Here is a 13,358-nt window from a genome sequence, read left to right on the forward strand (position 1 = left end):
TCATTAGCGATGGGCGCTAGGTGCGGCTAGTGCACGGGCGGCGGCGACATCCGCGCTGATCGCCGTTTTCAATGCCTCCAGGGAGGCGAAACGCTGCTCTTCACGCAGCTTCTGGTGGAAAACCACCGTCAAACGCCGGTCATACAGATCGCCGGCAAAATCTAAAAGATGGACTTCAAGGTGGGCCTTGCCATCACCTTGCACCGTGGGCCGCACGCCGATATTGGCGACGCCGGGCCAGGTCTTGCCGTCGATGTCGACGTCGACCAGGTAAACCCCGGTGAACGGCACGCGACGGCGTTTGAGTTGAATATTCGCCGTGGGCGTACCCAACTGGCGGGCCAACTTCTGGCCATGCAGCACGCGCCCGGCAATCCGGTACGGGCGACCCAGCAGGCGCTCGGCCAAGGCAAAATCGGCGGCGGCCAGCGCGTTGCGCACCTGAGTGCTGCTGACGCGGATGCCGTCCAGCTCGACGGTTTGCGCCGCTTCCACGGTAAAACCGTGGACCTGCCCGGCCTGCAACAGGAAATCGAAATCGCCGAGACGGTCGCAACCGAAGCGGAAATCGTCACCGACCTCCAGATGCTGCACGCCGAGGCCATCAACCAGGATGGTATCAACGAACTCGCTGGCGCTGAGCTTGCTCAGGCGCTGGTTGAACGCCAGGCACAGAACCCGGTCGACGCCTTCGGCGGCCAGCAGTTGCAGCTTGTCGCGCAACCGGGCCAGGCGCGCCGGCGCGGTCTCCGGGGCAAAGAATTCCCGTGGCTGCGGCTCAAAAATCACCACGCAGCTGGGTACGCCCAACTCGAGCGCACGCTCACGCAGTCGGGCCAGGATGGCCTGGTGACCGCGGTGAACACCGTCAAAGTTGCCAATAGTGGCGACGCAGCCCCGATGCTGGGGGCGCAGATTGTGGAGGCCTCGAACCAGCTGCATAACGCGCTTCTTGCTCATAAAGTGGCCGATTATAACCACACCCGACGGCCGACGACAGGCAACACCGTAACCCAAAGTGAACGAGCCGACAAAACTGCCGGCTCGCGCCCGCTTTTCAAGGGTGAAACCTCAGCTCAAGGCCTTGCGATTGAAGTCGCGCAGGCGGAAACCGAGCAGCAGCAACATGCCGAAGTAAGCCACCACACCGGCAACCACCAGGGCGCCCAGGCGCAGGAAGCGCTCCAACATGTGACCCTGATCCCACGCGGGCATGAAATGCATGCCGATCAACAGCACCGCCGACATCACCGCCACCGCGACCAACAGCTTGAAACCGAACTTCAACCAGCCCGGCTGTGGTTGATACATCTGTTGTTTGCGCAGTTGATAGAACAGCAACCCGGCATTAAGGCAGGCACCGGCACTGATCGCCAACGCCAGACCGGCATGGGCCAGCGGACCGATCAGCACCAGGTTGAACAGCTGAGTAACTACCAGAGTGAAGATTGCGATTTTTACCGGCGTACGGATGTTTTGTTGCGCATAAAAGCCGGGCGCCAGCACTTTGATCACGATGATCCCAAGCAGACCGACAGAATAGGCAATCAATGCCCGCTGCGTCATCTCCGCGTCAAATCCGCTGAACTGGCCGTACTGGAACAGCGAAACCGTCAACGGCTCGGCCAGAATCCCCAACGCCAGCGCACACGGCAGTACCAGCACGAAGCACAGCCGCAGGCCCCAGTCGAGTATCCGCGAATATTCGTGGCGATCCTTGCTGGCGTAGGTCTTGGCCAGTGTCGGCAGCAGGATCGTGCCCAGCGCCACACCGAGTACACCGGACGGCAACTCCATCAAACGGTCGGCGTAATACATCCACGACACCGAGCCCGCCACCAGGAACGAGGCGAAAATAGTGTTGATGATCAGGGAAATCTGGCTGACCGAAACGCCGATGATCGCCGGTAACATCTGCTTCATCACCCGCCAGACGCCGGTGTCGCGCAGATTCAGGCGTGGCAGCACCAGCATGCCGATTTTTTTCAGGTGAGGCAGTTGATAGAGCAATTGCGCCAGTCCACCTACCAACACTGCCCAACCGAGGGCCATGACCGGCGGATCGAAATACGGCGTCAGGAACAGCGAAAACACGATCATGCTGACGTTGAGCAGGGTCGGCACGAACGCTGGCACCGAGAAGCGGTTCCAGGTATTGAGGATCGCACCCGCCAGCGAAGACAGGGAGATCAGCAATATATAAGGGAAGGTCACTCGCAGCAGGTCGGAGGTCAGCTGGAATTTTTCCGGCGTATCGGTGAAACCCGGCGCCGTGGCCCAGATCACCCAGGGCGCGGCGATCATGCCCAGCGCGGTGACCAGCGCCAGTACCAGCGTCAGCAGGCCGGAAACGTAGGCAATAAAGGTGCGGGTCGCCTCTTCGCCCTTCTGGCTTTTATATTCGGCCAGAATCGGCACAAAAGCCTGGGAAAATGCCCCCTCGGCGAAGATCCTGCGCAGCAGATTGGGCAGTTTGAAGGCGATAAAGAAGGCGTCGGTCGCCATTCCGGCGCCGAAGATGCGGGCAATGAGCGTGTCGCGAACAAACCCGAGAATCCGGGAAAGCATCGTGATAGAGCTGACGGCGGCCAACGATTTGAGCAGATTCATTGAAGGAATGTGTGCCTGTCGATAAACAGCAGGCGAATAACGCGCCCACTTGTGCGATACTCCGCGCCGCAACAGCACAGAGCCAAAGCTCGCGAGTTTACAGGTCAAGCGCCGGAAATAAATATCCCGCCTCTTTATACCTACCACTTAGCGGAACGTCTCAAGCGCCCTTGACAAGACATCTCTTCATCGGCATGATTCGCGGCCTATTTTGTTTGCTATTTCCTAAAAAGTCTTTCGAGGAGCTCGACGGTGGCCAACTCACCTTCCGCCAAAAAACGTGCAAAACAGGCTGAGAAGCGTCGCAGCCACAACGCCAGCCTGCGTTCCATGGTTCGTACCTACATCAAGAATGTAGTTAAAGCCATCGACGCAAAAGACGCTGAAAAAGCTCAAGCTGCATACGTTCTGGCTGTGCCAGTTATCGACCGTATGGCCGATAAAGGCATCATCCACAAGAACAAGGCTGCTCGCCATAAGAGCCGCCTGAATGGCCACGTCAAGGCACTGAAAGCAGCTGCCTAAGCGACGTAGTCATTAAAAAACCGACCTCAGGGTCGGTTTTTTATTGCCTGTGATTTTGCTGAAATCAAGGCCAAAAAAAAGAGGAGCCAACCGGCTCCTCTTTTTTTACGCGCGATTAATGAGCCGATGCCCACGGCAGAATCGGGATCGCCGTCACCGCATTCTGCGGGCTGCCCTCGATCAGGCGATCGCTGTAGACCAGATACACCAGCGTATTGCGCTTCTTGTCGAGGAAGCGCACCACCTGCATGGTCTTGAACACCAACGAAGTGCGCTCTTTGAACACCTCTTCGCCATCCTTCAATTCACCCTTGAAGTTGATCGGCCCGACCTGACGACAAGCAATGGACGCCTCGGCACGATCCTCGGCCAGCCCCAACCCACCCTTCACACCGCCCGTTTTGGCGCGCGACAGGTAGCAAGTCACACCCTCGACCTTTGGATCATCGAATGCCTCGACCACGATCCGGTCGTTCGGCCCGACAAACTTGAACACCGTCGACACCTGACCGATTTCCTCGGCCGAGGCCAGCAATGGCAGCGCCATCAGCAAGCCCAACAATCCTTTTGCCATGCACATCGCGTTTTCCTTACACCAGAATCAGGTTGTCACGATGAACCAGTTCCGGCTCAGCCATGTAACCCAGCAAACCGACAATCGCATCTGACGACTGACCGATGATTTTTTGTGCTTCCAGAGCACTGTAGTTCGCCAGGCCGCGGGCGATCTCACGACCGTCCGGCGCCACGCAAACCACCATTTCGCCGCGACGGAAACTGCCCTGAACCAGTTTGACGCCGACCGGCAGCAGACTTTTGTTGCCCTGGGACAACGCAGAAACCGCGCCATCATCCAGCACCAGCGTGCCACGGGTTTGCAGATGCCCGGCCAGCCACTGCTTGCGCGCCGCGAGCATGCCGCGCTCAGGCGACAGCAGCGTACCGATGCGCTCGCCCGCCTTCAGACGATCAAGCACGCGCTCCAGACGCCCACCAACAATGATGGTATGCGCCCCGGAACGTGCCGCCAGCCGCGCCGCGCGCAGCTTGGTCTGCATGCCGCCACGACCCAATGCACCGCCAGTACCGCCCGCCACCGCATCCAGTGTCGGATCATCGGCGCGCGCTTCGTAAATCAGTTGGGCGTCAGGGTTACTGCGCGGATCGGCGTCGAACATGCCGTCGCGATCCGTCAGGATCACCAGCAGATCAGCCTCGACCAGGTTGGCCACCAGCGCCGCGAGCGTGTCGTTGTCGCCGAAGCGGATTTCGTCAGTGACCACGGTGTCGTTCTCGTTGATCACTGGGATGACTTTCAGCTCGACCAGCGCACGCAAGGTGCTGCGGGCGTTCAGGTAACGCTTGCGATCGGACAGGTCGTCGTGAGTCAGAAGAATCTGCGCGGTGTGCCGGCCATGCTCGGCAAAGCTCGATTCCCAGGCTTGCACCAGACCCATCTGACCGATTGCAGCGGCAGCCTGGAGCTCATGCATCGCACTGGGTCGCGCAGTCCAGCCCAGGCGACTCATGCCTGCCGCCACCGCCCCGGAGGACACCAGCACCAGCTCGACGCCAGCCTCATGCAGAGCCACCATCTGCTCGACCCAGACACCCATTGCCGTGCGATCCAGCCCTTTGCCATCCGCTGTCAGCAAAGCGCTGCCGATCTTCACGACCCAACGCTGCGCACCTGTCACCTTGCTCCGCATCATCTTCAACCTTAGCTTGAGGGCAGCGCGACCTGGCTCTGCCCGTGACGTTATTCGTGATTCTTCGTGACCAACAATCGATTTCCAGATACTAAAACGCCGCTCGATTGAGCGGCGCTTAAGTTTACTGCAACGAATCAGTCACGCACGTAAATGATTTCCGGACCGTCTTCGTCATCCACATCTTCTTCGTCCCAATCATCGTCGCCGATGTCGTGAACCGACTTCACGCCACTGCGACGCAGGGCACGCTTGTCATCCAGCGCCTGCAACTGCGCACGGGCTTCGTCTTCGATGCGCTGATCGAGATCGGCCAGCTCTTCCTTGTAGGCCGGATCATTGGCCAGGCGATCGGCACGATCCTCCAGGTAGCGCATGATGTCGCGCGTCAGGCGCTCGGTGCCTTCTTTGGCAATGGCCGAAATCACGTAGACCGGACCGGTCCACTCCAGACGATCAACGATTTCCTTGACCCGCGCTTCGTGCTCTTCTTCGAGGATCTGGTCGCACTTGTTCAGCACCAGCCAGCGATCACGCTCGGCCAGCGACGGACTGAACTTGATCAGCTCGTTGACGATCACTTCAGCGGCGTCCGGCGCACTGCTTTCATCCAGCGGCGCCATGTCCACGAGGTGCAGCAACAGACGAGTACGCGCCAGGTGCTTGAGGAAACGGATCCCCAGGCCGGCACCGTCGGAAGCACCTTCGATCAGACCCGGAATGTCGGCAATGACGAAACTCTTCCAGCGGTCAACACTGACCACACCGAGGTTCGGCACCAGAGTGGTGAACGGGTAATCGGCGACTTTCGGCTTGGCAGCCGACACCGAACGGATAAAGGTACTTTTACCGGCGTTCGGCAGGCCCAGCAGACCGACATCGGCCAGAACCTTCATTTCCAGCTTCAGGTCGCGCTGCTCGCCCGGCTTGCCCGGCGTAGTCTGACGCGGTGCACGGTTGGTACTGGATTTGAAACGGGTGTTACCCAGACCGTGCCAGCCGCCCTGAACCACCATCAGCTTCTGACCAGCCTTGGTCAGGTCGCCAATGACTTCCTGGGTGGCGGAATCGATCACGGTGGTGCCGACCGGCACGCGCAGGATCAGGTCTTCACCCTTCTTGCCGGTGCAGTCGGTGCTGCCGCCGTTGGAGCCACGCTCGGCATCGAAGTGCCGGGTGTAACGGTAGTCAACCAGGGTATTCAGGTTTTCGTCGGCCATCATGAAGATGGAACCGCCATCACCGCCGTCACCACCGTTCGGACCGCCGTTTTCAATGAACTTTTCCCGACGGAAACTCATGCAGCCATTGCCGCCGTCACCAGCCTTTACGCGGATCGATACTTCATCAACAAACTTCATAACCAACGCCTCTCGCCGTACGGACGAGCCGAAAAACAATCAAGACATAAGACTCTTGCAAAAATGAGCGCAGCGACCCCAATCCACGACCTGCATCGCACGCCGGCAGCCCATACAAACAGCTTTGCAAGAGACTCACCCCACAAACGAAAAAGCCCCGTCGCAAGACAGGGCTTCTCCAGCACTCTCGCAGTTAGGCTGCGACAACGCTCACGTAACGACGACCGAAGGCGCCTTTTACTTCAAACTTGATCACGCCTTCGATTTTCGCGAAGAGGGTGTGATCTTTACCCATGCCAACGCCGTAGCCAGCGTGGAATTGGGTGCCGCGCTGACGCACGATGATGTTGCCGGCCTTGATGACCTGGCCGCCATACATCTTCACGCCAAGGCGTTTGGCTTCTGAGTCGCGACCGTTACGGGTACTACCACCAGCTTTTTTGTGTGCCATGAGTTCAATTCTCCTAGTGAGGAATTAGGCTGTAATTAAGCCTGAATACCGGTGATTTTGATCTCGGTGAACCACTGGCGGTGGCCCATACGCTTCATGTGGTGCTTACGGCGACGGAACTTGATGATGCGGACTTTATCGTGACGACCTTGGGAGATCACTTCAGCCTTGACGGTTGCGCCAGCAACAACAGGTGCGCCGATGTTCACGTCGTCGCCGTTGGCGACCAACAGAACGCGGTCAAAAGTCACGGATTCGCCAGTGGCGACTTCCAGTTTTTCGATCTTCAGGTATTCACCTTCAGCGACCTTGTATTGCTTACCGCCGGTAACGATTACTGCGTACATGGTATTTCTCCGATAATCCTGCTCACCCAGCTCTTTATAAGAAGAGGTATTGGCTGGCATGGCTGCATGGGGCTGGAACGGCCCAAGTGCAATTGCGTAAGGCAGGTGCTGCCCAGGAAGTTCAGGGTGCGCGATTGTACGCAAGCCTTCGAAGTCATGCAAGGGGCCGTCCATCGCGCCTTGACAGGCCCGGACGTGGGTCCTAGCATGCCGCGCAACCCTTCTGGAGCACCTGTCGCTGATGCAACCCCAAGCTTTCTACCGCGCGGTGGCGGACGATTTTAGCGCCGTCGACGGCATCATCAAGAAGCAGCTGACTTCCCGAGTGCCGCTGGTATCGAAAATCGGCGATTACATCACGTCGGCCGGCGGCAAACGCCTGCGTCCTTTATTGGTGCTGCTGTGCGGCAAGGCCTTGGGTCGCGAAGGCGACGACATGCGCCTGCTGGCCGCTACCATCGAATTCCTGCACACCGCCACCCTGCTGCATGACGACGTGGTCGACATGTCCGGCATGCGCCGTGGCCGTTCGACCGCCAACGCCATGTGGGGCAACGCCCCGAGCGTGCTGGTCGGCGACTTCCTGTACTCGCGCTCGTTCGAGATGATGGTCGAACTGGGCTCGATGCCGGTGATGAAAATCCTGTCCCAGGCCACGCGCATCATCGCCGAAGGCGAAGTGCTGCAACTGTCCAAGGTTCGCGACGCCAGCACCACCGAAGAAACCTACATGGAAGTCATCCGCGGCAAGACCGCGATGCTCTTCGAGGCTTCGACACACAGCGCCGCAGCACTGGCTGGCGCGACCGCCGAGCAGAGCGAAGCCCTGCGCACTTTCGGTGATCACCTGGGCGTTGCGTTCCAGCTGGTCGACGACCTGCTCGACTACAAGGGCGACGCCGAAACCCTGGGCAAGAACGTCGGTGACGATCTGGCCGAAGGCAAGCCGACCCTGCCGCTGATCTACACCATGCGCGAAGGCACGCCGGAGCAAGCCGCACTGGTACGCCAGGCGATCCAGAAAGGCGGGATCGAAGACCTGGAAAGCATCCGTATCGCCGTGGAAGCCTCCGGTTCGCTGGAATACACCGCGCAACTGGCCCGTGATTACGTGGCTCGCGCGATCAAGTGCCTCGACGCGCTGCCGGCCAGCGAATACCGCGATGCACTGGTTGAGCTGAGCGAGTTCGCGGTCGCCCGCACGCACTGATCAGCATCGCGTCATCAAAAAACCGCAGCCTCCGTTGGAGCCTGCGGTTTTTTGTTGCCTGCCATCAGCGGTTAAAACCCTATACAATGTGCGACTTTTAGCGATCCCCTCTCCAAGGAGCCTTAGTGAGCACGTTGCCACCCTGCCCGAAATGCAATTCCGAATACACCTACGAAGACGGCACCCAACTGGTGTGCCCGGAGTGCGCCCACGAGTGGTCTGCCGGCGGTGAAGCCGAAGTGACGTCCGATGATGCCGTGAAGAAAGATTCGGTCGGTAACGTCCTGCAAGACGGCGACACCATCACCGTGATCAAGGACCTGAAGGTCAAAGGCACCTCGCTGGTGGTCAAGGTCGGCACCAAGGTCAAGAACATCCGCCTGTGCGATGGCGATCACGACATCGACTGCAAGATCGACGGCATCGGCCCGATGAAACTCAAATCCGAGTTCGTCAGAAAAGTCTGAGTCTGCTGTCTTCCATCCCGCGCCCGCCGTGGGATGGAGCTTCACCCTCCCCCGCAATCCCCAGCAAATCCTCGCGATAGCCAAACGCCAGCTGTTTTGACCTTACGCAATCTTTACCCGCAAAAAATCACAAACCGCCAATAGGCGCTTGCTATTTGACGAATAAGAATTATTCTCATTGAAACCCTTTCAATGGAGATGAGACCCATGACTTATTTGATCGACGCCTGGCTGGATCGCCCGCACCCGTACCTCAGAATCCTGCATCGGGAAACCGGTGAAGTCTGTGCCGTACTGGAAGAAGAAGCCCTGCACGAGTTGCAGGATCAAGGGGATCTGGACGTCAGCGGCCTGAGTTCCAGCGAGCCATTGGTGCTCAAGGAGCTGGTGCGCAATCTGTTCCTGTTCTGCTATGCCCGGGCCTTGCGCCCGACCAGTGAACTGCACAACAAGATCGAAGTATGAAAAACGCGGAGAAACCCTGCACAAGCCACGCTTGTGCAGGGTAACGGGATTACAGAACCTCGAGCAGCTCGACGTCAAATACCAGAACGCTGTGCGGCGGGATGCTGCCAACGCCTTGAGCGCCGTAAGCCAGTTCGCTCGGCACGTACAGACGCCATTTGCTGCCGGCATTCATCAGTTGCAGGGCTTCGGTCCAGCCCGCGATAACGCCACCGACCGGGAATTCAGCCGGCTGGCCGCGCTCGTAGGAGCTGTCGAACACAGTGCCGTCGATCAGTGTGCCGTGGTAGTGAGTACGCACGGTGTCTTCACGGGATGGCTTGGCGCCTTCACCCTGAGTCAGCACTTCGAACTGCAGGCCGGATGCCAAAGTCGTGATGCCTTCTTTCTTGGCGTTTTCAGCCAGGAATGCCAGACCTTCGCCTGCGGCGGCTTCAGCCTTGGCAGCGGCTTCAGCTTGCATGATCTCGCGGATCACCTTGAAGCTGGCGGACATGGCTTCCTGGCTGACACGGCTTTCCTTGCCGGCGAATGCGTCGGTCAGACCGGCCAGGATGGCGTCCAGGCTGACACCCGGTGGCGGGTTGTCGCGCAGCTGGTCACCCAGCTGACGGCCGATACCGTAGCTGACGCGGGTTTCGTCGGTGGACAGATTTACTTCGGACATGACACTGCTCCGCTGTGCGGACGGCCTCGGAACACGCCGTGCGTACACAGCGCGTCCCGGCGCGCCCGGAACCAAAAGGGCGAGCAGACTAGCACAGATGTTCCGGCAATGATCAGGCCCCTGGGCCTACAGTGCGGACCGCCAGGCCAGCGGCACCTTCAGGCTTTCTTCGGCACTGGCGCCAAGACCGCACATTTCATCGTGCACCGAGGTGTGCACCAGGTTGAACGGCAGCATCGGAAAGTTATGCAGCACATCCCGGGCATGCTCGACCGAACGCAGTGTCAGCATTTTTCCCTGCGCATCGCTCAGCGGGTACGCCGCACCATGCATCCGGGCTTCAAGCAGATAGATTCCGCCTTCCATGGAGATCAGGTTCAGTTCGTCGACCTTTCTGGCGACGGCAAACGCATTCAGTTCTTGCAGGTTCATGAACGCACCTCACGCGGTGGCAAGCCTTGAGACCTACAGGGATATGCCTCGGCCGAACAAAGTACAAGCCACAAACGACACCGCCCGTCTGTTTCGCAACAGACGGGCGGTTTTGTTACAGCCAACGACAGCGCATCAGTGCTTGGTGAGCTTGTCCAGATAACCCATGGCGAACGCCGAAATCACGAAGGTCATGTGAATGATCACGTACCACATCAGGTGTTCGGGATCGACATTCTTGGCATCCATGAAGATCCGCAGCAGGTGGATCGAGGAGATCGCCACGATCGACGCCGCCACTTTCATCTTCAGTGACGAGGAGTCCATGGTGCCCAGCCAGCTGAGCTTTTCCTTGCCTTCATCGATGTTCAGCTCGGACACGAAGTTCTCGTAGCCGGAAATCATCACCATCACCAGCAAGCCACCGACCAGCGCCATGTCGATCAGCGACAGCAGCACCAGAATCAGCTCGGACTCGGCCATGGAGAAGACATTGGGAATGACATGAAACACTTCCTGGAAGAATTTCAATGCCAGCGCCAGCAGCCCCAGGGACAGCCCGATGTAGATCGGCGCCAGCAGCCAGCGCGTGGCGTACATTGCATTTTCGATAAAGCGTTCCATTGACTCTCACACAAGAAGGGTTGAAATCGGCGGCGAGTATACCAGCCGCCCATGACAGCCAGAAACCGCCCGGAAATCCGCCACCTGCGTGTGTGTGTCAAAGTTTTTCTGCTAGTGTCCAAACCATTGACAGCCCAGCGACAGTGGACAGGACGACTGGAAATGGATGTGCGATTGCCGATAACGACTGCCGGAATTTGTCTCGCCATATTGCTTGGCGGGTGTTCGCCCGGCGATGAAAAACCCGCCGTCAGCCTCGAAGAAAAGACTGCGCGGTTCGAGCAATCGCTGGACGCCATCACCGACCCGAAACTCAAGGACGCCGTGACCGAACTCGGCGGTTCGCTGCTGTTGCTTGAACGCGCACAACAGAAGCTCGACAACAAACCGCCCCGCACCGAATACGGCGAGGACGCTCTCGGCGTGCTCAGGCATTACCCAACACCCCAGGCGCTGGTCGACACGTTCATCAATGGCCTGTTCGTGCTGCACAAGGACTCCAGTTCCGATTACCTCACCGACCTGCAGCCGGTGTTCCCCTTCGTGCTCAACATCCCCGGCGGTTTTCTGTTCCCCCATGGCGTGGAATGGCATTCGGTGACCCTGAGCAACAAACGGATCATCGCCTATCAGCCGGAATGGTCGGAGACCGATCCGGGCATTCAGTTGAGTCCGTCCAGCTCCAACGTCACCAACCCCGATGACCTGACCGTCACCTACCCGTTCATCGAAGGGCTGAATGTCGACAAGAAGAACCTGCCGCGCCCGGTCAGCCTGCAAGGCCAGGTGGAAGTCATCGCCCCGAAACGCCTGCACAGTTTCAACCTGGACAAAAAGGACGTCGGCCAGACCCGCTCCGACGGCAACCTCAGCGTGACCCTGCTGAAACTGGACACGCACTACGCCGAACTCGAGTTCAGCAACCAGCTGCCGCTCGCCCCGGAAGTCGCCAACACCCGGCTCAATCCGTTGATCGTTCAGGCCCGCGACTCGACGGGCCAATATCTGGTGCGTGCCGGCGCCATCAACGAAAACCCCGAGCAGGTGGCGTTCTATCAAAAGCAGTTGGCGTACCTGCAGCAGCAAAAAGCCTGGAGCGAGGCGCTGGAAAAAAAGCTGGACGATGAACAACAGGCCTTTGAGCAACAGCATCCGCACCACTACAACAAGGTGTACTTCAACGGCCCGATCGACACCCTCGAAGTCAGCCTGCTGGATTTTTCCGAGGCGACCGTCACCCGCAAGGCGCTGGACCTGCCGGTGCGCGAATTCGATCCGCATACCACGGAAAAAGCCGTGCAGCCGCTCGACCTGCCGATCACTGTCTACGACGATCAGGCTCCCGAATGGCTCAAAGGCGCGTCCCTGACTGAAGAACAGCTGAAAAGCGGCGTTCATATCCGCCAGTCGGTTGAAGAACCAAGCGCCGCGCGCATCGAATTCGACCACCGCAAAACCTTCAATGATGAAATGCTCGGCGACGACTTCAGCCCCGGCGAAAGCCCGGTGACGTTCTTCACTGAAAAGCACAACGGCAAACTCGACGAGCCCATCGAGCTGCCGCCCGAGGCATACCAGGTCGATCCACTACAGGCGACCATCACCTACGACCTGAACCTGTTCCCGGAAACCCCGGCGATTGCCGTCGGCTCGATGCCGTTGTTCCTGGCCACGGTGGACAAACAGGCTTATGAAGCCAAGGCCCTGCCCAAAGGTCTGGAAATCAGGAACAACGCGTTGGTGGTGGATTTGAAGCGATACCCGGCCAACGAATGGCGCTTCTTCGTCAAGGACGACAGCGGTCATTACCTGAAGCAGATTCTGTCGGTCAGCCACGACGCGAGCGCGGAAGGGCCGGCGTTATTCGGCGTGCATTATTTCTATGGCCGTCCGACGCACGTGGAAACCTACCAGCGAACCGACCTCGCCACCGTGCAATACGGCTTTGAGGTCAAACTCGACAAGGCGCAGACCCAGGGCGCTGCACCCTGATCGGCGCTGATGATCGGCACTCTAGTGATCGAAAGTGCCGATACTGCGTCCGCGCCCACCGTTGATCTGCCGCAACTGCGCCTGCAGATGCAACGACCAGATCTGTGGATCATTGGCCAGCTCATAGCCGTGCATCGTCAGGCTTTCAACGATGGTGTCGAGAATCGACTCGGCGGCGATCGGCCCGTGAAACGGGCCCTGGGCTTTGATGGCGGAAGGTTGTTCACCAGCCATGCCGGCGGCGAAGAGCAATGTCCACATGCCGTTATCGCCGGCCAACGGCTTGATGGCGCATTCGATACGGGTCACGAGACCCAGGCATTGACGGGTGAGGCAGAGGTTGCGCGACATGGCGGCGACCCTCGGTAAAGCCGGTGTTCAGCCCTTGCTGAAGAGCTGTTTCGATCCAGTGATACTGTCGATGTCCTTGAGCAGAGAATAGAAGAAAAGTCCGCCGCGCAAGCCGCCCAGAACCAGAAGGCGCCGAATGGTCATTGT

At 58.9% G+C, this 13,358-nt stretch carries 16 protein-coding genes; 5 read left to right on the top strand and 11 right to left on the bottom strand.

What is annotated here, in order from left to right; all coding sequences use genetic code 11:
• Window positions 1-3: 3 nt before the first annotated feature.
• Both ribF and murJ read right to left on the bottom strand, forming a co-directional pair.
• Entirely contained in the window at window positions 4-942 is a 939-nt protein-coding gene (gene ribF / locus QRN46_RS23965) for a bifunctional riboflavin kinase/FAD synthetase (protein ID WP_007959537.1), read from the bottom strand.
• Window positions 943-1,071: 129 nt separating this feature from the next.
• Complete coding sequence (murJ, locus tag QRN46_RS23970; RefSeq protein ID WP_011336007.1) at window positions 1,072-2,610, bottom strand: murein biosynthesis integral membrane protein MurJ; 1,539 nt, start codon at window positions 2,608-2,610, stop codon at window positions 1,072-1,074.
• Between the two features lie 252 nt (window positions 2,611-2,862).
• Here murJ and rpsT point away from each other — a divergent pair, with 252 nt between their 5' ends.
• Window positions 2,863-3,135 (top strand): 30S ribosomal protein S20, encoded by a 273-nt coding sequence (gene rpsT / locus QRN46_RS23975; RefSeq protein ID WP_011336008.1) that lies wholly within the window; start codon window positions 2,863-2,865, stop codon window positions 3,133-3,135.
• A 115-nt stretch (window positions 3,136-3,250) separates the two neighbouring features.
• Here the strand turns inward: rpsT and QRN46_RS23980 are convergent, their stop codons facing one another.
• The 5 genes from QRN46_RS23980 to rplU form a co-directional block, all read right to left on the bottom strand.
• Entirely contained in the window at window positions 3,251-3,715 is a 465-nt protein-coding gene (locus QRN46_RS23980) for a CreA family protein (protein ID WP_011336009.1), read from the bottom strand.
• A 10-nt stretch (window positions 3,716-3,725) separates the two neighbouring features.
• Window positions 3,726-4,844, bottom strand: coding sequence for a glutamate 5-kinase (proB, locus tag QRN46_RS23985; protein ID WP_041475432.1), 1,119 nt, complete (start codon window positions 4,842-4,844; stop codon window positions 3,726-3,728).
• 137 nt (window positions 4,845-4,981) lie between these two features.
• The gene (gene cgtA, locus QRN46_RS23990) at window positions 4,982-6,205 is read right to left on the bottom strand and encodes an Obg family GTPase CgtA (RefSeq protein WP_011336011.1); all 1,224 of its coding nucleotides are present in this window, start codon (window positions 6,203-6,205) and stop codon (window positions 4,982-4,984) included.
• A gap of 193 nt (window positions 6,206-6,398) precedes the next feature.
• Window positions 6,399-6,656 carry a 50S ribosomal protein L27 gene (gene rpmA / locus QRN46_RS23995; protein ID WP_003228360.1) on the bottom strand — a complete coding sequence of 86 codons (258 nt, stop codon included), beginning with the start codon at window positions 6,654-6,656 and terminating at the stop codon, window positions 6,399-6,401.
• A 35-nt stretch (window positions 6,657-6,691) separates the two neighbouring features.
• The gene (rplU, locus tag QRN46_RS24000; protein WP_003228361.1) at window positions 6,692-7,003 is read right to left on the bottom strand and encodes a 50S ribosomal protein L21; all 312 of its coding nucleotides are present in this window, start codon (window positions 7,001-7,003) and stop codon (window positions 6,692-6,694) included.
• Between the two features lie 241 nt (window positions 7,004-7,244).
• Between rplU and QRN46_RS24005 the strand changes: the two genes are divergently transcribed.
• The 3 genes from QRN46_RS24005 (at window position 7,245) to QRN46_RS24015 (ending at window position 9,145) form a co-directional block, all read left to right on the top strand.
• Window positions 7,245-8,213 carry a polyprenyl synthetase family protein gene (locus tag QRN46_RS24005; RefSeq protein WP_007950962.1) on the top strand — a complete coding sequence of 323 codons (969 nt, stop codon included), beginning with the start codon at window positions 7,245-7,247 and terminating at the stop codon, window positions 8,211-8,213.
• Window positions 8,214-8,338: 125 nt separating this feature from the next.
• Entirely contained in the window at window positions 8,339-8,680 is a 342-nt protein-coding gene (locus QRN46_RS24010; RefSeq protein WP_011336012.1) for a zinc ribbon domain-containing protein YjdM, read from the top strand.
• Window positions 8,681-8,887: 207 nt separating this feature from the next.
• The gene (locus QRN46_RS24015; protein WP_007950964.1) at window positions 8,888-9,145 is read left to right on the top strand and encodes a PA4570 family protein; all 258 of its coding nucleotides are present in this window, start codon (window positions 8,888-8,890) and stop codon (window positions 9,143-9,145) included.
• 49 nt (window positions 9,146-9,194) lie between these two features.
• Here QRN46_RS24015 and bamJ read toward each other — a convergent pair whose 3' ends face one another.
• The 3 genes from bamJ to QRN46_RS24030 form a co-directional block, all read right to left on the bottom strand.
• Complete coding sequence (gene bamJ / locus QRN46_RS24020) at window positions 9,195-9,812, bottom strand: BamJ family beta-barrel-assembly machinery protein (protein WP_011336013.1); 618 nt, start codon at window positions 9,810-9,812, stop codon at window positions 9,195-9,197.
• Between the two features lie 126 nt (window positions 9,813-9,938).
• The gene (locus QRN46_RS24025) at window positions 9,939-10,244 is read right to left on the bottom strand and encodes a DUF6482 family protein (protein ID WP_011336014.1); all 306 of its coding nucleotides are present in this window, start codon (window positions 10,242-10,244) and stop codon (window positions 9,939-9,941) included.
• 135 nt (window positions 10,245-10,379) lie between these two features.
• The gene (locus QRN46_RS24030) at window positions 10,380-10,868 is read right to left on the bottom strand and encodes a TIGR00645 family protein (protein ID WP_007950967.1); all 489 of its coding nucleotides are present in this window, start codon (window positions 10,866-10,868) and stop codon (window positions 10,380-10,382) included.
• Between the two features lie 162 nt (window positions 10,869-11,030).
• Between QRN46_RS24030 and QRN46_RS24035 the strand changes: the two genes are divergently transcribed.
• Window positions 11,031-12,860 carry a hypothetical protein gene (locus tag QRN46_RS24035; protein ID WP_011336015.1) on the top strand — a complete coding sequence of 610 codons (1,830 nt, stop codon included), beginning with the start codon at window positions 11,031-11,033 and terminating at the stop codon, window positions 12,858-12,860.
• A 21-nt stretch (window positions 12,861-12,881) separates the two neighbouring features.
• Here QRN46_RS24035 and QRN46_RS24040 read toward each other — a convergent pair whose 3' ends face one another.
• Window positions 12,882-13,211, bottom strand: coding sequence for a PA4575 family protein (locus QRN46_RS24040; protein WP_007950969.1), 330 nt, complete (start codon window positions 13,209-13,211; stop codon window positions 12,882-12,884).
• Between the last annotated feature and the right edge of the window lie 147 nt (window positions 13,212-13,358).

It is taken from the genome of Pseudomonas sp. lyk4-R2A-10 (genome assembly GCF_030209075.1).
Lineage (GTDB): Bacteria > Pseudomonadota > Gammaproteobacteria > Pseudomonadales > Pseudomonadaceae > Aquipseudomonas > Aquipseudomonas glycinae.

Excerpts from the sequence above, each read along its gene's own strand:
- ribF (WP_007959537.1), bottom strand. The coding sequence starts at position 942 with ATGCAGCTGGTTCGAGGCCTCCACAATCTGCGCCCCCAGCATCGGGGC.
- murJ (WP_011336007.1), bottom strand. The coding sequence starts at position 2,610 with ATGAATCTGCTCAAATCGTTGGCCGCCGTCAGCTCTATCACGATGCTT.
- QRN46_RS23980 (WP_011336009.1), bottom strand. The coding sequence starts at position 3,715 with ATGTGCATGGCAAAAGGATTGTTGGGCTTGCTGATGGCGCTGCCATTG.
- proB (WP_041475432.1), bottom strand. The coding sequence starts at position 4,844 with ATGCGGAGCAAGGTGACAGGTGCGCAGCGTTGGGTCGTGAAGATCGGC.
- cgtA (WP_011336011.1), bottom strand. The coding sequence starts at position 6,205 with ATGAAGTTTGTTGATGAAGTATCGATCCGCGTAAAGGCTGGTGACGGC.
- rpmA (WP_003228360.1), bottom strand. The coding sequence starts at position 6,656 with ATGGCACACAAAAAAGCTGGTGGTAGTACCCGTAACGGTCGCGACTCA.
- rplU (WP_003228361.1), bottom strand. The coding sequence starts at position 7,003 with ATGTACGCAGTAATCGTTACCGGCGGTAAGCAATACAAGGTCGCTGAA.
- QRN46_RS24005 (WP_007950962.1), top strand. The coding sequence starts at position 7,245 with ATGCAACCCCAAGCTTTCTACCGCGCGGTGGCGGACGATTTTAGCGCC.
- QRN46_RS24015 (WP_007950964.1), top strand. The coding sequence starts at position 8,888 with ATGACTTATTTGATCGACGCCTGGCTGGATCGCCCGCACCCGTACCTC.
- bamJ (WP_011336013.1), bottom strand. The coding sequence starts at position 9,812 with ATGTCCGAAGTAAATCTGTCCACCGACGAAACCCGCGTCAGCTACGGT.
- QRN46_RS24025 (WP_011336014.1), bottom strand. The coding sequence starts at position 10,244 with ATGAACCTGCAAGAACTGAATGCGTTTGCCGTCGCCAGAAAGGTCGAC.
- QRN46_RS24030 (WP_007950967.1), bottom strand. The coding sequence starts at position 10,868 with ATGGAACGCTTTATCGAAAATGCAATGTACGCCACGCGCTGGCTGCTG.
- QRN46_RS24035 (WP_011336015.1), top strand. The coding sequence starts at position 11,031 with ATGGATGTGCGATTGCCGATAACGACTGCCGGAATTTGTCTCGCCATA.
- QRN46_RS24040 (WP_007950969.1), bottom strand. The coding sequence starts at position 13,211 with ATGTCGCGCAACCTCTGCCTCACCCGTCAATGCCTGGGTCTCGTGACC.